At 68.0% G+C, this 24374-nt stretch carries 17 protein-coding genes and 1 pseudogene; 7 read left to right on the top strand and 11 right to left on the bottom strand.

All coding sequences use genetic code 11. The annotated features are described in order from the left end of the window. From ACYVKL_RS00900 to ACYVKL_RS00880, 5 genes are all read right to left on the bottom strand, one after another. Window positions 1-1005, bottom strand: a complete 1005-nt coding sequence (locus tag ACYVKL_RS00900; protein WP_379170184.1) for a CgeB family protein — start codon at window positions 1003-1005, stop codon at window positions 1-3. Beyond that, window positions 1002-2285 (bottom strand): lipopolysaccharide biosynthesis protein, encoded by a 1284-nt coding sequence (locus ACYVKL_RS00895; RefSeq protein WP_379170656.1) that lies wholly within the window; start codon window positions 2283-2285, stop codon window positions 1002-1004. Before ACYVKL_RS00895 ends, ACYVKL_RS00900 begins: the two co-directional genes overlap by 4 nt. Before the next feature lie 448 nt (window positions 2286-2733). Continuing rightward, window positions 2734-3927: a glycosyltransferase family 4 protein gene (locus ACYVKL_RS00890; RefSeq protein ID WP_379170182.1), complete on the bottom strand. Its 1194-nt coding sequence runs from the start codon at window positions 3925-3927 to the stop codon at window positions 2734-2736. After that, window positions 3924-4985 carry a glycosyltransferase family 4 protein gene (locus tag ACYVKL_RS00885; protein ID WP_379170654.1) on the bottom strand — a complete coding sequence of 354 codons (1062 nt, stop codon included), beginning with the start codon at window positions 4983-4985 and terminating at the stop codon, window positions 3924-3926. The genes ACYVKL_RS00890 and ACYVKL_RS00885 overlap by 4 nt, the downstream gene beginning before the upstream one ends. A 543-nt stretch (window positions 4986-5528) precedes the next feature. Next, complete coding sequence (locus ACYVKL_RS00880; protein ID WP_379170180.1) at window positions 5529-6923, bottom strand: HNH endonuclease signature motif containing protein; 1395 nt, start codon at window positions 6921-6923, stop codon at window positions 5529-5531. A gap of 334 nt (window positions 6924-7257) precedes the next feature. On the opposite strand from ACYVKL_RS00880, the pseudogene ACYVKL_RS00875 reads away from it, so the two are divergent. From ACYVKL_RS00875 to ACYVKL_RS00860, 4 genes and pseudogenes are all read left to right on the top strand, one after another. Beyond that, window positions 7258-7680, top strand: a pseudogene (locus ACYVKL_RS00875) (serine/threonine-protein kinase); the annotation flags it as partial. Window positions 7681-7808: 128 nt separating this feature from the next. Continuing rightward, entirely contained in the window at window positions 7809-8879 is a 1071-nt protein-coding gene (locus tag ACYVKL_RS00870; protein ID WP_379170678.1) for a serine/threonine-protein kinase, read from the top strand. Window positions 8880-9061: 182 nt separating this feature from the next. Then, window positions 9062-10417, top strand: coding sequence for a polysaccharide pyruvyl transferase family protein (locus ACYVKL_RS00865; protein ID WP_379170178.1), 1356 nt, complete (start codon window positions 9062-9064; stop codon window positions 10415-10417). Beyond that, the gene (locus ACYVKL_RS00860) at window positions 10414-11253 is read left to right on the top strand and encodes a glycosyltransferase family 2 protein (protein WP_379170176.1); all 840 of its coding nucleotides are present in this window, start codon (window positions 10414-10416) and stop codon (window positions 11251-11253) included. Before ACYVKL_RS00865 ends, ACYVKL_RS00860 begins: the two co-directional genes overlap by 4 nt. A 61-nt stretch (window positions 11254-11314) precedes the next feature. On the opposite strand, the gene ACYVKL_RS00855 is transcribed toward ACYVKL_RS00860, so the two are convergent. Beyond that, window positions 11315-11941, bottom strand: coding sequence for an MspA family porin (locus tag ACYVKL_RS00855; RefSeq protein ID WP_357200904.1), 627 nt, complete (start codon window positions 11939-11941; stop codon window positions 11315-11317). A gap of 245 nt (window positions 11942-12186) precedes the next feature. Next, window positions 12187-13305, bottom strand: a complete 1119-nt coding sequence (locus ACYVKL_RS00850) for a class I SAM-dependent methyltransferase (RefSeq protein WP_379170174.1) — start codon at window positions 13303-13305, stop codon at window positions 12187-12189. A gap of 14 nt (window positions 13306-13319) precedes the next feature. Here ACYVKL_RS00850 and rfbC point away from each other — a divergent pair, with 14 nt between their 5' ends. Beyond that, window positions 13320-13889, top strand: coding sequence for a dTDP-4-dehydrorhamnose 3,5-epimerase (gene rfbC / locus ACYVKL_RS00845; protein WP_379170172.1), 570 nt, complete (start codon window positions 13320-13322; stop codon window positions 13887-13889). Here the strand turns inward: rfbC and ACYVKL_RS00840 are convergent. Genes ACYVKL_RS00840 through ACYVKL_RS00825 form a run of 4 tightly spaced genes read right to left on the bottom strand, consistent with a single transcriptional unit; the run spans window position 13873 to window position 17595 of the window. Continuing rightward, window positions 13873-14901: an NAD-dependent epimerase/dehydratase family protein gene (locus ACYVKL_RS00840; RefSeq protein ID WP_379170170.1), complete on the bottom strand. Its 1029-nt coding sequence runs from the start codon at window positions 14899-14901 to the stop codon at window positions 13873-13875. The two genes, rfbC and ACYVKL_RS00840, sit on opposite strands and share 17 nt — an antisense overlap. A gap of 2 nt (window positions 14902-14903) precedes the next feature. Next, window positions 14904-15554 (bottom strand): PIG-L deacetylase family protein, encoded by a 651-nt coding sequence (locus ACYVKL_RS00835; RefSeq protein ID WP_379170168.1) that lies wholly within the window; start codon window positions 15552-15554, stop codon window positions 14904-14906. Next, window positions 15551-16333, bottom strand: coding sequence for a sugar phosphate nucleotidyltransferase (locus ACYVKL_RS00830; protein WP_379170166.1), 783 nt, complete (start codon window positions 16331-16333; stop codon window positions 15551-15553). The genes ACYVKL_RS00835 and ACYVKL_RS00830 overlap by 4 nt, the downstream gene beginning before the upstream one ends. 5 nt (window positions 16334-16338) lie before the next feature. Beyond that, the gene (locus ACYVKL_RS00825; protein WP_379170164.1) at window positions 16339-17595 is read right to left on the bottom strand and encodes a methyltransferase domain-containing protein; all 1257 of its coding nucleotides are present in this window, start codon (window positions 17593-17595) and stop codon (window positions 16339-16341) included. A gap of 518 nt (window positions 17596-18113) precedes the next feature. Here ACYVKL_RS00825 and ACYVKL_RS00820 point away from each other — a divergent pair. Further along, entirely contained in the window at window positions 18114-19625 is a 1512-nt protein-coding gene (locus ACYVKL_RS00820; protein ID WP_379170162.1) for a sugar transferase, read from the top strand. Window positions 19626-19769: 144 nt separating this feature from the next. After that, on the top strand, window positions 19770-24254 hold the full coding sequence (locus ACYVKL_RS00815; protein WP_379170160.1) for a caspase, EACC1-associated type: 4485 nt from the start codon (window positions 19770-19772) through the stop codon (window positions 24252-24254). Window positions 24255-24374: the final 120 nt, after the last annotated feature.

Here is a 24374-nt window from a genome sequence, read left to right as displayed (position 1 = left end):
TCATGCCAGGGCGCCGAGGATTTCACGGGCCCGATCGGCGTAGGAGTGGGCGCCGGTGACGATGCGGTGGTGTCCGGCCTCGGCGACCTTGGCGGCCTGGTCGGGGTACTTGGTGCAGCGGCGCAGGATGTCGCGCAGTTCGGCGGGGCCGGAGAACAGATAGCACTCGGCGTCGTCCTGCAGCAGTTCGGCGTGCTCGTCGGTGCGTTCACCGACGAAAAGCCCGCCGGCCGCCGGAACTTCGAAGGTGCGGCAGGTGTGGGTATCGCGGTTGTCGGAGTTGAGCAGCACCAGGTTGGCGGTGACCGCGGCGACGGCGGCGGAGAAGTGCTCGCCGTACACCGCGCCGCCGACATCCGCGCCGGTCTGCCACAGCGCGCGCACACGCCGCCAGCCCGGACCGCGCAACAGCATGTCCCCGTGATGCTCTCGGGCCAGCGAGACCAAGAGGTCTTGACGGTCGGGGCGCACCGCGCCGACGAATCCGACCAGATAGCGGCGCACGGTGCGGCGGGCGGTGATGTGATGCAACGCCGGATCATAAGCGCTACGAACGAATTTCACGTGCTGCGCGCCGCGGGCGGTGAGCTCGGGAACGTTGTGCCACTTGGTGGTGACGATCAGGTCCCAGGCGGACTCGTGCGCCAAGTATTCCGGGCTGGTGTTGTACGGATTGGACACGTCATCGGGGCTGTAGTGCACATGCAGACCGGCCGGGGCGCTCAACAGCCGCTGCTGATCCAGGTGCACGGACTTGAACGCGAAGAGCAGGTCCGGCTTGAACGTGTGAGCGGCGCTGTCGATCTCGCGGTGCAGCCCCTCGATATCCCACGGTGCGCGCCGATGCGCGAACTTCGAGTACACCCACGGCGGGGACAGTCGCGGCGGCAGGGTCACCGAGGTCGTGTCGATCACCACCACCTCGTGCCCGGCCTGCCGGAATCCGTCGGCGAGGGAGCGCGCGTTGCTGCCCACCCAGTCGTCCCCGACGAAGAGCACCTTCACGCCACATCCCCCTTGGTCAGCAGTGCCGTGGCCGGTTCGATCGGCCCGGCCCGCCGGGCCCGTTCCCGGACCATGAGCCACCGCACCCGGATGATGTACCACAGCGCGACACCGATTTCCGCGGAAACCGTGCCATAGACCAGGGTCCAGACCGATCCGGTGCGCATCGCGACGACCAGGGCGGTCGCCGCCACACAGGTGCCGATGATCGCGCCGATCAGCACGCCGATGGTGTCCTGTTTGACCGGCAGCACGGCGGTGGTGACATACGAGGTGATGGTGGTGGCGGGCAGAATCAGAATCTCGACGCGCAGCATGCCGATCGCGCCGTTGAAATCGTCGGTGTAGATCAGGTGGATCAGCGTCGGGGCCATGATCCAGACCGAGACCACCGCCAGGCACGCCAGGGTCACGGCGCCGATCAGCATCTGAATCTGATTGCGCCAGAACTGATCATCGGCGCTACGCCGGGCCATGCGGGGCAGCAGCGCGAAACCGATCGGGTCCAGGGTGGACTGGATCGCGCGAACCAGGCGGTCGCCCGCGGAGTACAGGCCCAGCGAGGCGGCCTCCAGCACCGCGCCGTACACCGCGGCAGAACCCTGACCGTAGCCGGTGACCAGCAGCCGGGAGGTGAAAATCGGTGCGGCCATCCGCAGCACGGCCCCCACGCCGTACGGTCTGGCCGGTGGGCCGAACTTGCGGAACGAATCCCACCAGGTCAGCGCGACCGTCGCGATCGACGAGATGAGCAGGCACAGCACGGCCATGGACGCGCTCGGGAAACGGGGTAGCAGCCCGACCAGCAGCGCGAGATAGCCAATGCGCCCGACACCTTGATACATGGTGGAGGTGCCGAATCTGCCCTGCCCGATGAGCAGCCAGTCCTCCGACACCGACCAGAAGCCGCCGGCGAACAGGCCCAGCAGCACCATGTGCAGTTTGGGGGACACCCCGACGACGAGCGTCGCGAGCAGCGTCGCGCCGATGATGGTCAAGGTGGTGGCGCGAATGGCCAGGTAGGTGCCGCGCAGGCGGTTCACTTCGCGGTGACCCGGATCGTCCTCGGGCACTTTGGCGGCCAGGAACGAGGTGACGCCGAGATCCACCACCAGCGAGCCGATGAAGTACGAGGACATGCCGATGGCCAGCAGCCCGGTGCCGTGCGGACCGAGCATGCGGGCCAGCAGCGGGACGGTGACCAAGGTGATGACGTATTGGCCGTACTTGCCGAACGTCACCAGGCCGATGTCGCGAATGATGCCGCCGACCCCGCCCAGGCTCGACGAGGATTGCTTCCGGTGTTTGCCGTTGGCGGCGGAATGGTCTGTGGCGGCACCGGACTCGTCCTCGGCCGGTCGGTACGCGCCGGAGGCGTCGCGCTGCGGGGCGACGACGGGCAGCCGCACGGTCGGCGGCTCGACCGGGTCGCCGTAGAAGGTGGGCAGCACCGGACCCCGCGACGGCGCGGCGTAGCGGGCGGCCCGCGATTCCTCGTACGAGGGTCTGCTGAAGGCCGGGCTCCGGTCCGCGCTGCCGGTGGTGCGGTTCGGGTGGTGGGTGGCCGGGCCGTGGTCGCGCCGCGAGTGATCGTGCTCGTAGGCGGCGGCCTGCTGGTCTACTTCGGGAATGGCGTGCCGCATATGGCGGCGCTGCCGCAGCCGGCCCAGGGTGCCGAGGCTCTCCATCCGGACGGTCGGCGGGTCGTAGGGGAGCGGGTCCGTCGGATCATCCACGGCGCCACCGGCTTCCGGAGAGCCCGGACAGGAAGGCGGTCACGATCCGGCCCGACTCGGCCACGTCGAAATCCCGGGACCGGAGCCGCGCGGCATCGGCCAGCTTGGTGCGCAGCTCCTGATCGGCGATGAGGGTGTCCAGGGCGCGGGTGAGTTCGGTGCGGTCGCCGGCGGTCACGAGCAGACCGTCGACACCCGGTTGGACGATCTCTTCCGGACCACCCGGCCGGGTCGCGATGACCGCGCAGCCCGCCCGCATGCCCTCGACCACGACCTGACCGAAGGGCTCGGGCAGGACGGAACAGTGCACGAGGATATCGGCGTGGCGCAGATAGGTTTCCGGATCGTCGACATGGCCGGTGAACGTCACCGGGAGGTTGAGGGCGGTCGCGTGCACCTCCAGCTCGGTGCGGTACGGCTGCTCGTCGAAGAACGTACCGCCGACCAGGAACACCTCGCGTGGAAGGGTTTTCACGTCGGCGAGGGCGCGCAGGAAGAGATCCTGGCCCTTCCATGGGGCGAGGCGGCCCACCACGGCGACGATGGTCTCGTTCGCGGGGCGCTGTTGCTGCGGACGCGTTCCGCCGAGGATGTCCGAATCCGATAGGGACTGCGACGATTCGAGCTCGGCCGGGAACTCGACGCCCGGGTAGGCGACGATGGCCTGCCGCCGCCACGTGTAGAGCGAGGCTCGGGTGCCACGGCTGTTGGCGATCACACCACGGGCCACCACCCAGCCCAGCAGGCGGATGATCAGGGCCAGGGCGCGGCCGAAGTACTCGCGCGAAACCCGGTCGTGCACATGCCAGACCAGCGGAACGCGTGCCCGGCGAGCCGCCACCGCGCCCATGAGCAGGGCCTTGGTGCTGCCCGCGACGAGCACGGTGGCGTCGAGTTCGCGGACCGTCTCGCCCAGCGTCCAGCCCAGCCGCAGCAGGCCGGTCGCGCCGGCCAGCAGACTGCGGATCCCGGCCTTGTCGATGGTCATCGCGCGCGAATCGAAACTGTTGCTCACGACGCGGGTTTCGATGCCGCGCTCGGTCATCAGCCGCAGCATCGGCCCGTCTTCGGTGTACACCACCGCGGTGCGACCGGCCGGCATCGCCGAGACCAGGCGCAGCGTCGCGAGTTCGGCGCCGGAGGGTGCCGCGGTATGTGCCAGGAAGACGGCCTTCAGCGGGGTCATCGGCTGAGAAGCTCCGTATAGAGGTCTCGATGGCGTCGGGCCGCGACCGTCCAGGAAAACGTCTCGGCGTGCGCGCGGCACTGCTTCGCGTCGGGGCGGACACCATCGAGTGCGGCGACGAGCCGGGCGGCGAGCGCCTCCGGATCACCGGGCGGCACGATGAGCGAAGAATCCAGATCCCTGACCGAATCCGGTAATCCGCCGCAATCGGACACGACGGGTGGGCGGCCGGCGGCGAGCGATTCGAGGGCGATGAGGCCGAACCCTTCCAAGGCCAGGGACGGCACCACGGTGAGATCGGCCCGGGTGTAGAGGTCGGTGAGTTCCTCGTCCGAGACCGTGCCCGTGAAGTGGATCGAGGACTGCTGCTGCCGGCCGAACAATGTGGCTGCCAGCTGGCGTAATTCGGCTTCGGCGGTACCGGTTCCGACGATGATGAGGCGGGCGTCCCGATGCCGCGATGTCACGTCCTGCCAGGCACGGATGAGGACGTCGATGCCCATGCGCTTCTCCAGGCGGCGTACGCACAGCACGGTGCCGGAGTCTTCGGTGCGGTCCGACGGGGTGAACCGGTCCAGATCCACGCCCGGCGGGATCACCTGAACCTTGTCTGCTCGGATGCCGTAGTCGGCTACCAGCAACCTTTTGAAATGGTCTGACAGGACTACGAATCGATCGGCTCTGGCGTATCTGAGGCGTTCGATCAGAAACTTGACTCGGACTGCTCGGGGGTGTTCTCCGGCCATTCGGCTTTCGGCTGCCCAGGGGCCGTGGAAGTGCACTACCAGTGGGTTTCGTATCGCTGCGGGGCCGTAGAGGCAGAAGTGGCGATCGATGACTGTGTCTCGGGTCAGCGTGTTTCGGTCCAGGAACGCGGCGCGGGTGCGGGCGAGTGTGGAACCGCCGGTAGGTCCCCAGGAGTCCGCACCGACCGGTGCGTCTCCGAAAGCCCTTGCGCTGAGCGTCATTCCGTTGTCGCGGGCCAGCGCTTCGTACAAATCGGTGAAGTATCGATTGAGACCCCCGTGAGCGGCCGTGAACCACTCCGACCCCGTCATGAACACCCGAATGGGCCGCGTCAAAACCCTCACCCCCGGGTCCGTTACCCACATCCGGACCGACATCCTGATCCGAACGCCCTTGCAGCGCAAGTGTATGCCAATCCGGGGAGGGAGGCGGGCTATCGAGTGGCAATCATACGACCGGCCAGTACTTCGGGCGTAAAAGATCAAAGAGAACAAGACCAAAAGAAAAAGAAGACTAAAAGATAAAAGACGCCTGGATAAGGGAGAGGGTGGCCGAGCTTGCGAGGCCCCCTCACCTACCAGCCCCACTCACGGTTCGGCCGCGCAGCATCCCGGGGAAGACGAAGGGATGGGGGTTGGGGGTTTCTGTAGAAGGTGATCCGTGCAGTCCCTGGGCCGGGATCGGCGGGATACGGCTCCCAACCTGGCGTCAGCCTAAGTGCGGTAGGGCAGGCGAGGCGACCACACTCTGTGTAGTTTTGCGGACGCGCTTGCGGCACGAGCAGCCCTGACGCACGCAGCCCGAAGGGCCCCACCTTGGGTGAGGCTCCGGCTTTGAATTCAGGGGAGCAACAACTAGGGGCGTGACCACCAGCGGGCCGGTGGACGCGTGCGGTCGCGGAGTCGCGCCAGTGACGCGGCCATCAACTCACCGGCATGATGCCGGTCGTTGACCTTGGGCATACCGGTCGGATCGATGTGGCGTGGCGCTATCCACCCGGTCCGGCCCGCATGTTCCGAATCCGCTGGCATGGCAACGGTTTTCCAACCACCCGGCCCATCGTGGATCATGGCGTGGCAAGCATCGCAGGCCAAGGTCAGGTTTTCGATGTCGGTGGTCCCGCCCTTGGCCCACTCGGTCACATGATGCACCTGAGTGAGAGTGGCGGGGGCGCTGCAACCGGGTCGGGTGCAGCCTCGTTCGGTGGCGATCAACGCCAGTCGTTGGGCGGAGTTGGCGAGGCGCTTGGTGCGGCCGAGGTGCAGGGGCTGTCCGGCGTGGTCGAAGATCGCGAGGAACGGCTTGGACTTCTGGGCCAGCTGCAACGCCTGCTCCAACGGCACCGTCCCGCCGGAGGCGGTGGTGGCCACACCGGCAGCGGCTTCGACCTCGGCCAGGCTCATGGTGATGATGGTGGACACGGGCAGCCCACGGTGCTGACCGAGGTTCGCGGGACCCATCTCGGGGCGCAGGAATGCGACCATGGCGTCGTGGTTGCGCTGGGCTGCGGTGCGGGTGTCGCGACGTGCAGCCCGCTCCAAACCGGCGAGCGCTTCCTCATCGAGTCCGTCTGTGGTCCAGGGGCTTTCCGCGTCGTCGGGGTTGCACATACCCGGCTGGGCGAGGCTGGCGAAGATCGGATCGAACAACGCCCGCGCGGCCGGGGTGAGTTCGGCGGTCATGGTCGACATGCCGTCCACACCCTGCTTGCTCAACGTGATCCCACGCCGCCGCTGCCGATCGGTGTCATCAGTGAGACGCCCATCAGGGTCGAGGTAACCCAGCAGCCGGTCGCCCACCTTGGGCAGGTCATCCGGGGTGGAGGTGGCGGCGAAGTGGGCCAGCTGGAATTCGGCCCGGTCTCGGGTATCGGCGTCGACCTTCCCCGGAATCCGGTTCACGATCTTCGCGATCACCCGAGCCGAATCCGCTGACACCAAACCCATTTCCTGAAACGCGGCCGTCCACGCCAACCACGGCTCGACCACCCGCCCGGCCTCCTGCCGCAACCCCAGCAGTTCCGCCGCCCGCACCCGCGCGCAAGCATCGGCGTGTCCGATCCGCAAAGTCTGCTCGAGGTACTTGGAAGTCCGCTTCACCCCGACCTTCTCGGGTAACCCGCGGTTCTCCACCTCACGAATCAACTTGTGCTCGAAGCTGGCCATCCGTCGCCGCGTCGATTCCCAATCCCGCAGCACATCCACGAGATCGTCATCGGAAAGCGAGTCCAAAGAATCGTGAACGAGCACGCTCACAGCATCGGAAACAAGCCCGGTGGCATCCGCCACCGTGACTTCATTCCCGAGTACCTGCCCGCCCCAATTCATATCCCTATTCTATCGCGAATTGCACCTCAATTCACTCGAATCCGATTGTGGCATACAGATATTCACTTTCGACGACCCTCCGTCCGGGCCTGTCGTCGCGCTGACCCTGATTAACGCCGGGACCGCCGTCCGGGATCTGGGTTACGGTGGGCGCGGGATTGACGTAGTCGGAGGTAGGCGGACTGTGGGGCGGACACTCGCGCAGGGGCAGGTTTTCGCGGGGTACACCGTTGAACGACTGCTCGGTGTGGGCGGTATGGGCGAGGTGTACCTCGCCCAGGATCGAGACCTGCCCCGATCCGTCGCACTGAAGGTGCTGGCGTCGGGGAAGGCCGACGATCCCGAGGTCCGGGCGCGGTTCCTGCGGGAGGCCGATACCGCCGCCCGGCTGGCGCATCCGAACATCGTCGCGGTGTATGCCCGCGGGAACGACGACCATCGGCTGTGGATGGCCATGCAATACATCGAGGGCACCGACGTGGCCGCGATCCTGCGGGACGGGCCGGTGCGGCCCGATCACGCGGTGCGGATCATCGGCGAGACCGCGCGGGCACTCGACCACGCGCATCGCGCCGGCGTGCTGCACCGGGATGTGAAACCGGCCAATATTCTGCTGGCCTGGGGGCCCGATCAGCGGGTCTATCTGGCCGACTTCGGAATAGCCAAAGCGGTCGACCATACGAGTACGCTCACGCGAACCGGCGAGATGTACGCGAGTTTCCAATACGCCGCTCCGAACAATTCGAAATGCGTAGCGACACCGATCATCGCGCGGACGTTTATGCCTTGGGCTGCACCCTTTTCCATATGCTTACCGGGCAATTGCCTTATCCGGGTGAGAGCACCGCGCAACTCGTCGCGGCCCACCTCGGCGCTCCCATTCCGCGGCCGAGTCAAGTGCACGGCACTGTGCCGCCCGCCTTCGACGCGGTCATCGAGCGCGCACTGGCCAAGAAGCGCGACCACCGCTTCCGCAGCTGCGGTGAACTGGCCGCCGCGGCCGCGCAGGCCCTCAGTGTGACCACCGGTGGCGCTGGGCCGTGGTCGCATCAGGAGTGGCCGACTGGAGTGCCGAGTTCAGGCGTCCCGCTGAATCCCGGTGCGGCACAGAACCCCGGTGGACCACGCTCGAGGATGGGCTTCGACCCGGGTACCTTCACCGGCGCGACCACCCAGCCCAGCCTGCCCACCAGCTCCGGACTGACACCCGCGCAGCGCGAGCAGTTGCCGACCCAGGTGGGTGGGTTCGCCTCCATGCCGTATCCGGTGGTGACCGATACCGGATCGAATCGGGTCGACGCTCCCGCGACCCCGCTCGCCGCAACCGGTCAGGCCACCGCGGCCGCGCCGCCCCGCCGCGGGCGCAAGCGACTGATCGCGGCATTCGTCGTCGCACTCGTGGCGGCAGGCGGGGTCGGCCTCGGATTCGGAACCGGCGCATTCCGTTCGGTCACCGGGGGTCGGTCGATCGGGCAGCCGCCCATCGCCGCGGGGGCGTCCCAGGACGCCGCGGTGCAGGCGGCCTGTGACTACGGCAAGCTCATGAGTTCCTACGACTACAGCAATGGTGACGGCTGGCAGGCCAAGGTGATCGCCGGGGCGACGGGCACCTGGAAGTCGCAGGCCGAGACGCTGCTGCCCACCATTCGTGTGCTGCTGGAGAGCGATTCCGAGCACACCTGGTCCGACCAGGCCGTCTGTACCGTCAACTCGGGCGGCGGGACCCACTACGAGCTGGCGGCCGACATCACCGAGTCGACCGCGGCCACCCAGAAGAAGCCCGATACCGCCAAGCATCAGAAGATCACCATGTCCATGGATTACGTGGACGGCAAGTGGCTGTGCAGCAAGTGGGTCAGCCCGTTGTTTCCCAGCTGACCGCTGCGCTCACGGCGCGGGTGATGATCCTGTGAGCGAAGCGATTTGGCGGCTGCGGCCCCATCGTTCGCGTAGCGTGAAGGTCCGGTGGTGCGATAGATTCGCTGCGGATTCGTGCTCCGAACGGGCGTTGGAAGGAATCGCGCGTGGGGAACTCTGGCGCGGGGGATGGTGCCGGGACTATGAAGGTGCTCGTCGACAACGGTGAGTACTGGCTACGCAATCGGGGCGACATCGCCATGATGGTGATGACCGTCGAACGACTGCGGGAACGGTGGCCGCATGCCCGCATCGGCATGCTCACCGATGAACCACACATTCTGCGCGGCGTGCTGCCGCAGGCCGAACCCGTGGTGGCGCACGCGGGCGGGCCGTGGGGGCGCGACGGCATCGCGGGGCGGCTCGAGGAGACCGCCGGGGTGCACGTGATCGGGCCGGCGGCGCTGCGCTGGCGGTCGGCCACCGAAGTGCCCAAACACTATCTGCGCGGGGTGAAGAACTGGGCGCGCCAGGAAGTTCACGCGCGCACCACCGGTGCACCCGAACCCGAGCCCACCGGCATTCCCGAACTGCCGCCGGTGCCCACCGCCCTGGCCGGGGCCGACCTGGTCATCGCCCAGGGCGGCGGCTACATGACCGATGTCGACCTCTACCAGGCGCATCGCACCCTCAACCTGCTCGAAGCCGCCCAGCGCCACGGCATTCCGAACGTCATGATCGGGCAGGGACTGGGCCCCATGCGCGATACCGAACTGCTGCGCCGCGCGGCCGAAGTGCTGCCGGGCGCGGACCTCATCGCCCTGCGCGAGGGGCTGCGCGGACCGGCACTGCTCAGCGAACTCGGTGTCCCGCGCGAGAAGATTCTGGTCACCGGTGACGACGCGGTGGAATTCGCCTACCGGCTGCGCCGCCCCGGCATCGGCTCCGATCTCGGCCTGTGCCTGCGGATCTCGGACTACTCCAAGGTGACCGACTCCGCGCGCGACACCCTCGGTGAGGTGTTGCGCCGCGAGGCCGCCGCCCTGGACACCGCGCTGGCCCCGCTCATCATCTCCGAATACGACGACGAGGACCGGCGCCACACGCTGCCGCTGCTGGCGGGCGCCGCCCGCACCCGGCCGGTCATCGGGCGCGCGGGCACCGCGCAGGACGTGGCGCGGCAGGTCTCGCGCTGCCGGGTGCTGGTGACCAGTGCCTACCACCTCGCGGTCTTCGCGCTCTCGCAGGGCATTCCGGCCGTCGCTGTAACGGCCTCGCAGTACTACGACGACAAATTCTATGGGTTGGCCGACATGTTCGACGCCGACACCGACGCCGGACTGCGCATCGTGCACCTGGACGTGGACAATCTCGACGCCGAATTGACACGTGCGATTCGCCAGTTGTGGGAGTCCGCGCCGGAGCTGCGGGATACCCTGCAGCAGAGGGCAGTTGAGCAGATCGACGCCGGCCGGGCGGGCCTGGATCGGGTGTTCCGGCTCGTGGCGGGAGGTGAGGGCCGACTCGGCGAACCTGCCGAACCACTTCAGGGGGAATGATGAAGAACATTTCGGTGTGCGTCCCGGCCTACAATTCCGGCCGCACGCTCGAGACCACGCTGCGCTCGATCCTGGACCAGGACACCGATATCGAGGTGATCGTCCTGGACAACGCCAGCACCGACGACACCGGCGCCATCGCGAAATCCATCGACGACCCGCGCGTGCGCGTGCATCGCAATCAGGAAACCCTGCCCATCGGCGAGAACTGGAACAAGGCCGTCTCGCTCACCTCGGGCCGCTTCGTCAAGGTCGTCTGCGCCGACGACATCCTGCTGCCCGGCGCGCTGGCCACGCAGCTCGAGATCATGGGCGACAACGGAATCGCCATCTGCTCCTCGAAGTTCCAGGTCATCGACGAGCACGGGAAGGTCGAGGAGACCGACCTCGGACTGCCGAACCTGCTGGGCCGCCGCGACGCCCGCGCGCTGATGCGCACCATCGTGCACCGCGGCCCCGCCGACTTCGGCCCGACCGCCGCCGCCATCTTCCGCCGGCAGGACTTCGACCGGGTCGGCGGCTTCCGCGGCGACCTGGTCTTCCCGATGGACGTGGACCTCTTCGCCCGCGTGTGCGCCTTCGGCGACTTCTACGGCATGGCGGAAATCCTGGCGGCGTGGCGCAATTCGAGCTTCAACCTGTGCAGCCAGACCTCGACGGTCAGCAAGCTCACCGAGATGCTGCGCTTCCACCACCGGCTGGGCTCGGAGTATCCGGAGTACGTCGGGCGCGGCGCCGTGTTCGGCGGGGACTGGCGGCTGGCGCGCGCCGCCGCCGAACGCTTCCGGGTGCGGACCCTCGCCACCGCGCTGCGCCGCCCCGACCTGCTGCATTGACACATTCGACACCGCGGGCCCGGGCGGTCGTCGAGGCGCGAGACCGCCCGGACCCGAGGAATCAGATCCGCGCCAGCGGACCGTAGGCGACCACGGTGTCGCCGGAACTGCTCACCAGGCGCACGAACGGGCGAATGGTGGTGGTGCCCAGCACGCCGGTCACGGTGGCGTGGAAGCCGGACATCGTGATGCAGCCGTCGGTGCCGGAGACATCGCCGCCGGCCACGTCGACCGACTGGATGCCCGGGCCGAAGCCGACATCGAGCTGAACGCCCAGCGTCGGAATCAGGTTGTAGATATCGGCCTTCGGGCCGTCCCCGCCGATCTCCAGCTCCAGACCCGGGGTCTGATACTGGAAGGAGATCTTGCCCGAGAGCGTGGCCGGGTAACCCACCTGGTAGCCCATGGTGAGATGGCCGTTCCAGGGATCGCCCGCGGGCAGGGCGACCTTGAAGCAGGCCTTGCCGCTGTGGAACCACTCGCGGGTGAGCGGATTGCCGTCCAGCGGCGGCACGAAATCGATCCGGGTATCGGCGGAGAGCGCCTCGACCGTGCGACCCTGCTGATCGACGACCGAGTTGTTGCCGTCGATCGCGGCGGAGGTCGATCCACCACTCAGGACGATTCCGATGGTGCCGGCAACCGCGACCACCGCGGCGCGCGAGAGCGCAGTCTTGTTGTTGCGCATGGTAATTACCATTCCCTCATCAGGTACAGCTGCGTAAATGCGTACGCTCGCTTGATGATTCCCCTGTGTGCTCAGGACACGGGTCACGAACCCCCCGTCCCCCTCGGCCGATGATCGGCCTCACGCTGAGACTATCCCACTCGATTACCCTGCGTATGGCCACAATCGCATGATCGGTATCACAAGCCGACGAGTTGCGGATGCCCGGTCCGCTGCCGCGGCCGCCGGGCGAGAATTGCTGGGTTTCATAGCGATTCTCGCACGTCGATCACCCACTTCCCGTCGAGTTCGGGCCACCGGGACGACACCTCCGGCAGGAGGTCCGGCAGCGTCAGCAGGACCCGATCAGGCTGCGCCGCAACCAGTTCCGCGGGCGAGATGATCGGGATGTCGGTGCCGGGCATGCGGCGGCCCTGCTTGCCGGGGGAGGCGTCGGCCACCCCGGTCAGGAGTCCGCGGTGCGCGCCCGCCAGGTGCAGGAGGGAAACGGCTCGCGATGCCGCGCCGTAGGCGTAAACGGTTCTGCCCGAACCGAGTTCGGCTTCGAGCCAGGTCCGTAGCGACCGTGCCTGATGGTCGGCGGCGTGCTGGAGTTCCCGCACCGCCTCCGGGTCGGCGACGGCCGCCTCCGCGGCGCTGATGCGCGCGATGACCGGGTCCGCGTCGGCGGGGGCACGCACCGCCGCCACCAGCACGGTGCCGCCGTAGAGGTCGAACTCCCACGCCGTCACCGCCGCCAGGCCCGCCGAACGCAGCAGCGTCCGCGCCGCGTCCATCGAGTAGTAGGCGAAATGGCCGTGCCGCAACGCGTTCCACTGCCCGTGCCGCACGATGGCGTGCAGCGAGTGGAATTGCAGCAGCAGCACGCCACCCGGCGCGAGGGCCGCCGCGCGCCGCGCGAAAGCCGCCCGCTGATCGGGTTCGTGCATGATGCCGAAACAGTCGATCACCACGTCGGCGGGGCCCTCGACCGGGGTGTAGCCGCGCTCGGTCAGCAGCGGCAGCCAGCTGCCGCCGTGCGGGCTGCCGAACTCGCGCACGGTGCCGCCGCCGGGGAGCCACCCGCCGGCCGCCACCCGCGCCACCGCGTCGGCGGCCTGAACGCGCAACGCCTGCGGCTCCACGCCCCGCGGTTCGGCGGTGACGGTGTCGTCCTCGGCCAGCTGCGCCAGCCCGCATCGAGCGCACAGGTCCATCGCCAGCGGGTGCGCCGCCTCGGTCGCGCCGGATGGCATGTCCAGGCTCGGAAAGTCGTCCGCCGCAGGCATTTTCCCGAGATCCAGCACCCGGATCAGCGGGCCCTGGCCGCAGCCGCGACAGCGGTGCGGCGCCGCGTCGATGCCGCCCGGCTCCGCGCCGCTCATGGCAGCATGGCCTGGTGCGTATCGAATCGACCGACCTCGCCGACGTCCTGCTGCTGATCCCGCAACCGTTCCGCGACGATCGCGGTCTGTTCACCAGAACCTTCGACGCCGCGGAATTCGACGCCCACCTGGGTACGCCGGGCTTGTCCGCGAGCTTCGTGCAGGACTCGCAGTCGCGTTCGCGCCGCGGCGTGGTGCGCGGCCTGCACGGGCGCTCCGGCCGCGGCGAGGCCAAGCTGGTGCGGTGCGCGCACGGGGCGGTGCACGACGTGCTCGTCGACATCCGGCCCGAGTCGCCCACCTTCGGCGAACAGCGGGCCTTCCTGCTGGACGACAACGACTTCCGGCACCTGTACGTGCCGCCGGGCTTCCTGCACGGCTTCCAGGCCCTCACCGAGGCGGCCGACGTCTGCTACCGCATCGACCGCCCGCACGATCCCGCCGAAGACCTCGGCGTCGCCTACGACGACCCCGACCTGGCCATCGCCTGGCCGGAACCGGTGACCGTGGTGTCGCAGCGCGACGCGGGCGCGGGGTCGTGGCGCGAGCTGCTCGCCACCCATCACCTCACACCCCGGTCCTGATCCGGCGCAGTTCGCCGTCCAGCACCCCGGCCTCCCGCAGCGACGTCAGATGCGCCAGGCGCGTGAACCGCTGGAAGAAGGCCTCGGAGGTGAGGCCGCGCTCGGTGTACTCGCGATACAGCTCGGCCGCGCCGTCGGGAATGCTCCAGCGGGCCTCGAAGCCCAGTTCCTTACGGGCGTAACCGAAATCGACCCGGTAGGAGCGCGGGTCCGCGCCGCTCTCGCCGGTGATGGCCAGCGTGGACTCCGGGACCACGTCGACCACCGCCTGCGCGATCTGCGCGACGGTGAGGTTGTTGGCTTCGGTGCCCACGTTGTAGGCGCGGCAGTGCACGGCCTCGAGCGGCGCCTCGAGACAGGTGGCGAAGGCGAGCGCGATGTCCTGCGCGTGCACCAGCGGCCGCCACGGCGTGCCGTCGGAGAGCACCTTCACCTCGCCCGTCAGCACCGCGTACCCGACCAGGTTGTTGAGCACGATGTCGGCGCGCAGACGCGGCGAGAAGCCGAACGCCGTGGCATTGCGCAGGAATACCGGGGAGAAGCCCGAATCGGCGATGGCGGCCACATCGTCCTCGACCCGCACCTTGGACTCCGCGTACGGGGTGAGCGGACGCAGCGGCGCGTCCTCGGTCACCAGGTCGTTCCCGGCCGCGCCGTAGACCGAACAGGTGGAGGCGTAGAGGAACCGGCGCACCCCGGCCGCCTTGGCCAGCCGGGCCAGGCGCACCGACGCGTGATGGTTGATGTCGTAGGTGATCTCGGGGGCCAGCGCGCCCAGCGGATCGTTGGACAGCGCCGCCAGGTGCACCACCGCGTCGAAACCGGCGAGCTGGTCGACGGTCACCTCGCGCAGGTCCGCCTGGATCGCGGGCGGCGCGGGCGGGGCGTCACCCAGCACGCACTCGGCGAAATAGCCGATGTCCAAACCGGTGACGTCGTGGCCGGCCTGTTGCAGGAACGGCACCATGACCGTCCCCAGATACCCCTGATGTCCGGTGACGAGCACCCGCATGACTAAGCACCTCCGAAAGTGATGGTGGCCTTCTCGAGCAGAAACGCCTCGGCGTGCCGGGCGCGGCACTGCACCCCGCGCAGCCGGGACAAGGCCAGGAAGGACTGCTCATCGAACCAGTCCCGATCGCGTTGCGAGGGATAGTGTTTCATCAACAGCTCGGCTTTGCGCTCCGCCTGCCCCGCGGGCAGCGGATGAAACACCGCGGGCTGCGGAGTGTCGTTCTCCCACTTGAGTATCTCGTAGCCGAGCACCAGGTGATCGCGAAATTCCGTGGGCGCCAGCTCGGCCAGCAGCCGATGGTCCTGGTGGGCGTCGCCGCGATGGGGCGCGAAGACCAGCTGGGGTGAACAGCTCCGGGCCAGCGTGCCCACCGCGTCCTTGACCCGGACCCAGTGCGCGGGCAGGTAGCCGTCGGGGAGGTCGAGCACGGTCAGATCGATATCTGCTCCGGGACAGAAGGATTCGAGGGCCGCCCGCTCCTCCTCGGCCCGCTCGGTGCCCGCGCCGGTGAGCACCAGCGCCCGCACCCGCAGCCCCGGCGCGGCCTGCGCCAAGGTCAGCAGCGTGCCGCCCAGGCCGATCGCCAGATCGTCGCAGTGGGCCCCCAGCAGCGCGATCTCGGTGATCTCGCCGGTGTCGAAACGGATCATGCGCCGCGTCGCTCCCACACCATCCACGGGCGATCACCCTGCTGATAGCCGGTATCGAGCTCGGCGCGCTCCTTGAAGGTGTCGGCCGGCTTCCAGAAGCCGTGATGCTGATAGCCGAACAGCCGGCCCTGCGCGGCCAGCGCGCCGCACGCGTCCTCCACCAGATCCCCGCCGACCGGCAGATGATCGAAGACCTCCGGGGTCAGCACGAAGTAGCCCCCGTTCTCCCAGATCGGCAGCTGCGACACCGGCGTGATGTTCTTGACCTCGCCCGCCGAGTTCACGTCCACGCAGTGGAACGAGGACTGCGGCGGGACGATCATCATCGAGGCCGCGGCGCCGGACTCCTGGAATCGGCCGATCATTTCGTCGAGCGGGGCGTCGGTCAGCACGTCGGCGTAGTTGGCCAGGAAGTACGGCTCGCCCTCGAGGTGGCCGCGGACCCGGCGCAGCCGCTCGCCGATCGGCGACTCCACCCCGGTGTCGACGAAGGTGATGGTCCAGTCGCTGATATCGGACTGCAGCAGCTCCACCTTGCCGCCCCGGATGACGAAGTCGTTGGACACCGACTCCTGGTAGGTCAGGAAGAAGTTCTTGATGTGGGCGGCCCCGTAGCCCAGGCACAGCACGAAGTCCTTGTGCCCGAAGTGCGCGTAGTAGCGCATCACATGCCAGATCAGCGGGCGCGGGCCCACCATCTGCATGGGCTTGGGGATGATGTCCTCGGTTCCGTTGCGCATGCGCATGCCGTAACCGCCGCAGAACAGGACGACCTTCACGAGCTTTACCTTTCGGCAGGTGTGGATGCGGCGGCGTCGTCGAGCGTCGCATGATGAAGATGGGGGAGCGGGTAGACGAGCTCGCCGCCCCACTCGATGACATGACGCAGCTGCGCGGTGATCTCGCGCTCGAGATTCCAGGGCAGCACCAGCACCACGTCGGGGCGATCGGCGTCGATCCGCTCCGTTTCGTGTATCGGAATCCGGGTGCCGGGCGTGAACCGTCCGTGTTTGTAGGGGTTGCGGTCGACGGTGTACTCGAGCAGGTCGGTGCGGATACCGCAGTAGTTGAGCAGGGTGTTGCCCTTGCCGGGGGCGCCGTAGCCGACCACCCGCTTGCCGGAGGCCTTGGCCTCCAACAGGAATCGCAGCAGATCCTGGCGCACGCGCTCGGTATCCGGGCGCAGTTCGAGGTAGCCCGCGACCTCGTGCAGTCCGGCGTCCGCCTCGAGCCCCAGCACCTCGGCGACTCGCTCGGTGGGTGTGCCCACGCCCTCCGGGCGGGCCCAGATGCGCAGGGAGCCACCGTGGGTGCCGATCAGTTGGCAATCCACCACTTCGAGCCCGGCGGTGGCCAGGGCGCGCTGCGCGGACAGCAGCGTGTAGTACTGGAAGTGTTCGTGGTAGATGGTGTCGAACTGGGCCAGCGCCACCAGATTCAAGGCGTGGTGCACCTCGATCGAGAGCCAGCCGTCGGGCGCCATCAGTGCGCGCAGCGAGCGGGTGAAGCCGATCAGGTCGGGGATGTGGGCATAGACATTATTGGCCACCACCAGGTTTGCGGGTCCGTGCTCGGCCCGCACCCGGGCGGCCAGCTCTTCGTCGAGGAACCCGGTTTCGGTGGGAACGCCCTTGTCCCGTGCTGCCGCACCGACATTCACCGACGGCTCGATGCCCAGGCAAGGGATGCCGGCGGCCACCGCGTGCTGCAGCAGATAACCGTCGTTGCTCGCCACCTCAATTATGAAACAATTGTCGTTCAGTTTTAGCTGTCCGATTGCTTGCTCGACAAACAGTTTCGCATGCCGAACCCAGCTGTCCGAAAATGATGAAAAGTAGGCGTATTCGGTGAATGTCTCTTCCGGGGTGATGAGCGCCGGAATCTGCAATAGCAGGCAGTTCTCGCAGAGCCGCAGATGCAGCGGATATGTCGCCTCGGGCAGGTCCAGCTCGTCGGCGGTGAGAAATTTCTCGCAGGGCGGTGTCGCGCCCAGATCGAGAACGCTCAATAGTCGATCGGAATCACAAAGACGGCATTGCACGAAGTTTCCCCACCTTTCACCGAGTCCGGGCCGCCCGCGCAGCGCCGGATGACCAGTGGGTCGGCTCGGTCCGGCCATACGTTACAACAGGATTGCGATGTGCTCGGGGGCTCGACGACGACCGATGGTGCCAAGACAACTGGATTTCTGCGACCCGCAGAACCGGGCGTACGGGCGGCAACCCGTCGTGCCTTGCGCCTCAAGGGTTTCGACCAGCTCACACGGTGTGTGTTGCGTAGAGCAACCTGCGATTTTGCGAATAGGGGAAATAGGGGGGTGGGGGCGAGAAACTGGTCGTCTTACAACCCGTTACTTTCTGGAAACGTTGAGCCGGACCAAGATTCGTCGTACATGACACCTGGGGTGTGTAACATTCGGCATCTGGCCGCCGAAAGACCCGGCGGCATCATCGGTTGTCATGGTCTGAAAGCCCTTGGGAAGCCGGCGTCAGCCTGGTCGTGGAACTGATCAGCGGGGATCGGAACCGAGTTCTCCCGTGGGGGAGGTGCGTTCGCTTCATGTCTTACGAAACTTTTGCCGGTCGCGCCGTGCGCGTATCCCGGCCACCGCGTCCCGAGCCGCGCTCGGATCGTGAACGCTGGCAAGCGGATTACGCGAGTCGGCTATTTATCAGCGACCTCTGCGTATTAATCCTATCCGTCGGTTTCGCTCAATGGATTCGTTTCGGCGGATCCGGTGCCGAACCCCCACTGGCCTCCCAGCTCCCGCTCGAGGTTCGCTACACCATGGTGTCCGCCGTGCTGGCGCTGGCGTGGTCGATCACGCTGACCCTCAGCGGCACCCGCTCACCACGGGTGATCGGTAGTGGCACAGAGGAATACCGACGCGTGGTGGCCGCCTCCCTGAAGCTCTTCGGCGGGATCGCTATCGTTTCGCTACTCCTCCGGATCGATATCGCCCGCGGCTATCTGGCGATCGCGCTTCCGCTCGGGATGATCGGTCTCATGGTGGAGCGGCGCATCTGGCGGCGCTGGGTCGCGGGCCGGCGAGCCCGCGGCGCCTACCGCACCGCCATGCTCGTGGTCGGCAGTCCCGAGGCGGCGCGCGCCATGGTGGCGGCCTTCTCCCTCGACCGCGACTCCGGCTATCAGGTCATCGGCGTGTGCACCCGCACCGAAGGACCGCTGGCGGAATCGGTGCTCGAGGTCGGCGGCCGGGAAATCCCGGTGGTCGCAAGCGATCACGACGTGATCAACGCGGTCCGGCGCACCGGGGCGGACACCGTCGCGGTGACCGCGACCGACAACCTCGGACCCGCCGACTTCCGGCGTATGGCGTGGGAACTCGACGAACTCGGGGCCGAACTCATCGTCACCCCAGGCCTGGTCGACATCGCCGGCACCCGGCTCACCCACCGGGTCGTCGCGTCCATGCCCATGCTGCACGTGGAGAAGCCGCAATACGACCGTGCGAAGTCGATTCGCAAGGGCATGTTCGACTTCTGCTTCGCCATCGCCGCCCTGCTGGCCATCGCCCCCGCGCTGGCCATGATCGCCCTCGCGGTGAAGCTCACCAGCCGCGGTCCGATCTTCTACCTGTCCGAACGCATCGGCCGCGACGGGCAGCCCTTCCGGATGATCAAGTTCCGCAGCATGTACGCCGACGCCGAATCGCACATCAACGCGCTCATCGAGAGCAACGGCGGCAACCCGCTGTTCTTCAAGATCCGCGACGATCCGCGAATCACCTCCGTCGGCAAGGTCATCCGCAAGTACTCCCTCGACGAACTACCGCAGTTCTTCAACGTGCTGCGCGGGGAGATGAGCATCGTCGGCCCCCGGCCGCAGGTGCAGCGGGAGGTGGACTCCTACGACGGCGTGATGCGGCGGCGGCTGCTGGTCAAGCCGGGCGTCACGGGGCTGTGGCAGGTGAGCGGGCGTTCCGACCTCACCCCGGAAGACGCCATGCGCCTGGACCTGTCCTACGTTGAAAACTGGTCCATGGTTTTGGATCTGCTGCTGATCGCCAAGACGATCGGCACGGTGACCCGGGGCGAGGGCGCCTACTGAAACAAGCGACGAGAACCAAGGTCGCGCATCGCACACATGATGCGCGCCCTGGCGTATTCCCGGACCCCGGTAGGGAACTCGCCGCCTTCCCAACCGTGGCAGACTCTTCGCGAACAGTGCCGGACGGGGGAAGGACGAGGGCGGATGGCGCTTCCTGATCCGGAAGCCGCGCGCGCGATACTCATCGGGACCGCGCGCTACGCCCCGGACTCGGGCTTCGAGTCCTTCCCGGAAGTCGAACGCAGCCTGCGCGACTTCGCCGAATTCCTGTGCACCGAAACGGGATTGCCCGAGCAGCACATCGAGATGGTGCTCGATCCGCCGGACAGCCGGACCATCGCCGCCCGGGTCACCGCCGCCGCCCAGGCCGCGACCGGACTGCTCCTGGTCTACTACGTCGGCCACGGAGTGGCGGTCGACAATCAGCTGCACCTGACCCATGTCGGCTCCCGGGCGAACGACGCCGACGTGACGGCGCTGGGTTACCCCATCGTCCGCTCCCGGATCAAGGCCAACGCCCGCGGGCCCGTCGTCGTGATCCTCGACTGCTGCCACAGCGGAAGAGCCTTCGGACGTGACGTTCTCGCCATCGACGGTGAGCCGCTGCGCGCCGCCACCGACATCGACGGCGCGTTCGTGCTGACCGCCACCGACGAGAAGACCAAGTTCGCCCGCGCCAAGGGCGAGGGCGGACGCACCGCGTTCACCGGAATGCTGCTCGACACCCTCCGCACCGGAACCGCGACCGACGACCGCTACCTCACGATGTCGCTGCTCTACCGCGAACTGCGGGACCGGCTGCCCGCCGCGAACCTGCCCAAACCCAAAGCCCTGGAACGCGGGACAGCCGGGCAGCTGGCCCTGGCGGAGAACCCGCGCTGGACCGGCCGCAGCCATCCCGCCGGGTTGCCATCCGCGGCGACCAGCGTGTACATGGCGCAGATCCGCGACATCGCACCCGCGGACGGACTCGCCGATCGCGACGCCGAACTGACCGAACTCGCCGACTTCTGCCGCGGCGACCGGCCGTACGTGTGGTGGCAGGCGGGACCGTGGGCGGGCAAGACGGCTCTGATGTCCTGGTTCGCGCTGAACCCGCCGCCGGACGTCCGAGTGGTGGCGTTCTTCATCACCTCGCGGATGGCCGACCAGGACGACTACCGGGCCTTCACCGACGCTGTGCTGGAACAACTCTCGGCCCTGCTGCCCGACCAGGCCGCCACCGTCGCGAGCACGACGGGCGGTCGCGACGCGCTCCGCCGCCACCTGCTGGCGGTCGCCGCCGAACGGGCCGCGGACGCCGGGCAGCGCATCGTGCTGCTGGTGGACGGACTCGACGAGGACCGGGGCCGAACCAGCATCGCCTCGCTGCTACCGAAGAATCCCGGGCCGGGCTTGCGGGTCATCGTCGCCGGCCGCCCGAATCCGGGGCTCCCGCTCGACGTTCCCGCCGCGCATCCGCTGCGGCACTGCCGACGTCGCGAACTCGGACCGTCCGCGAAAGCCTTCGACATTCGCGATGCCGCACAGCTCGAGCTGCGGGGGATTCTCGAGCGCTCCGACGCGGATCAGCAGATTCTCGGACTGGTCACCGCGGCCCGCGGACTGACCGGCACCGAACTCGAGGACCTGACCGGTTGGCCGCCGTTCCGGATCGAGGCCATTCTGTCGGGCGTCACCGGACGGACCTTCCGGGTGCGGACCAGCCGTTTCGGACCCGCCCAGGTCTACCTGCTCGCCCACGAGACACTGCAACGCGAAGCCGAAACCACCCTCGGGCGCGCGCTCATGGAGCAGTACCGGCAGCGCTTCCACACCTGGGCCGAACGCTACCGCGACCGCGGCTGGCCGGTCGAGACACCGACATTCCTGCTCACCCGGTACTTTTCGATGCTGCGCAGGCAGGGCGACATGTCACGGATGACTGCGCTCGCCCTCGACACCGCGCGCCACGATCGGCTACTGCTGCTCTCCGGAAGCGACCAGATCGCGCGCACCGAGATCGCCACCGTGTCGGGAATCTGGTTGGAGCAACGGGATCCGGATCTGGTCGCGGTCGGTGAGCTCGCCCTGCGGCGGCACCGCCTGACCCAGCGCGGGCGGGACATCCCCCTCGAATTGCCCGCCGCCCTGGCAACCCTGGGTGAACTCGCTCGCGGACGGCGGCTCGCCGACGGCATTCTCGATCCGAGTCGCCGCTCGCGGGCGCGGATCGGCGTCGTCGCCACCCAATTGCTGCAGGGCCGCCCGCAGCACAATCGGGAACTGATCGACTCGCTGCGTGAGTCGGAGACCGCGGTCGTGGGCGGAGCCGACCTGCGCCGCCTGGTCGATGCCTTGATCGCCGTCCCCGACTTCGAGAGCGCGGAACGGGTGGCCGGCGAGATCACCACGCCCGTGGATCGGGTTCGGGTGCTGGCTCGGTTGATTCCCGCCTGGACCGAGGCCGGCCGGCTCGCGGCCATCGATACGGCGAAGGCCGAGATCGACCGCCACGTGGTGTGGGTGAGCAGTGCCGAGCGTGACGATGTGCTGCGTTTCGCGGTGCGCGCCTACGCGGCGATCGGCGAATACGAACGCGTGGACGAGTTGTCGGGTGACTCCGAATCCGTCGTGGTGCGGATGGTGGCCCTCGCCGCAATCGCACGGTCATTGGCGGAGCGGGGGAACGTCGACACTGCCGAGGGCTACGTGCGATCGATTCGGTCGGAGCTCGGGGAAGTCGTCAGCCAGGTGGTCCGCGCACGACTGTTGTCCGCTATCGCCGATGACATGGTCGCGGCCGGATTCGGTGACATGTTGCGCGCCGAAGTCGATGCCGTGCTGGCCGGTGTCGAAGGCTGGCGGGCCGAGCTGGAGGCGGCGAACACCGGGTACGAGGTCGCCTTCGACGACGCGATCAGCGGGATCGTCGACTACCCCTGGGGTCACATCGAGGCGGCGGTCGTCGAGCTGGCCCGGTGCCTCGTCGCGCTCGGGGACGCGGATCGCGTGGTCGCACTGGGTCGGCGATTCGCCAGGGGGACAAGCGGACTCGCGGTATCGAGCCGGGCGCTGTCCGCCTTGCTGGCGGCCGATCGGACCGCGGACGCCCGGCGCCTCGCCGCGGAGATCGAACTCCACGCGTATCAGCGCACCGACCCTCGTGAGCGTGATGTCGTGCTGTACAGCGTGGTGCGGGCGCTGGCGGTTGCGGGGGAAAAGACCCGTGCTGTCGTGGTGGCCGAGCGGGTCGCGGGCAAGGACCATCAATTCCTGAGCTTCATCCATCTCGGGGCGCATGCATCCGAATCCGGCAGACAGATAGACGTATTCCTCGAGCGAACGCTGAGCGCGATGCGCGTCGCCGCCTCCCGGGCGGGGGCGGGCTACCTGCGAACGGACAGGCACTTTCTCACCACGATCTTCGCCACCAACCGGCTCAGCGGTGAGCCGGTGTCGGACACGCACACGCCGGTCGCCGAATTGGTCCGGATGCTGCTGGCCCGAGGCTCGGTCGAGAGTGTGCGCGAACTGATCGACGAGCTCGTGACGGTGTACCACGGATCGATCGAACCAATCGACGGTCTGGCCCGGGGCCTGGCCGGTCTCGTGATGGTGCTCGCCGACGCGGAGCAGCCGGACACGGCCCGCGAACTGATCCACCGGATCGCGTTCGCTCCGGTCCGATTGACTGCCGGGATGACCGCGACCGGAGGGCTGTGGACCGAACCATCCGCCGTCGCGGGGCTGCTCGACGATGCCGCGCAGACCGCTGTGGCGCTGCGAACCATCGCCGAACAAGGCGGCAGCGAGCTCACCGCCCTGGTTCTCGCGCGCGTGCGCGACGATGCCGAGCTAGCCGTCGCGGCCGGTGATTCGCCGGACGTTCTGGCCAATCGCATTGTCCGCGCACTGTTTTCGGCGGCGGTCGGAGATGCCGAAGCCGTGACCAGGCTACTGACCTGCCAGTGGATGCCCGCACTCGCCCAGCAGCGCGTGACAGCCATGCTCGCGAGCTCGATGGCCCGCACCGGCGCGGTCGACGAGGCGCTGACCGTCGCCGAGGACCTCACCGACGATTACGCCCTGTCCGTCACCTACCGGGAAGCCGCGGCCGCGTTGGTCCGGGCGGGTCGAGAACTCGACGCGCTGCGTCTCTGCGATCGAATTCCGCTGCCCGGTCACCGAATCCGCGCCCTGGCACCGGTCATCCCGGCGCAGGCGGCGACCGGAACGGCCGAGCGTGCAAGGTCAACGCTGTCAGCGGCAACGTCCCTGCTCGATGAGATCACCTCATCCGATGCACACGACCGCGCGATCACCCCCCTGATCGACGCCGCCCTCGCCATCAACGCCCTCGACCACGCCCTCGAAATCGCGCGCGCCGCCGCCCCCGAGATTCGCGGCGTCCTGCTGACCCGAATAGCCGACTCCTTGGTCCACGCCTACCCCGACGTGCCACCCGGCCACCAAGGCGCCGCCCGCCGCACCATCCGCCGCCTCCTCGCCGAAGCCTGGAGCTCCGCCCCCTGGTACACGCTGCTCGACACAGTGGCCCACTTCGACCCGGTCCTGCTGGTCGGCATCACCGACGAGGCCCTGCGCCTGGACTCCTTGGAACGCATGGCAAATCAAACTGCGCGGTAGCTGGACGTCGCCCATTTCGCCGGCGTGATCGGTGGCGAATGCGACGGTCCAGTTTGGAGTTCTCGATCGTGAATGATGTTCTGCTGAAGCGGAATTGGATCGTCGAGAACCGGCGAGCTG

This window comes from Nocardia tengchongensis (assembly GCF_054781395.1).
This window is presented reverse-complemented; position numbering and strand designations above follow the sequence as displayed.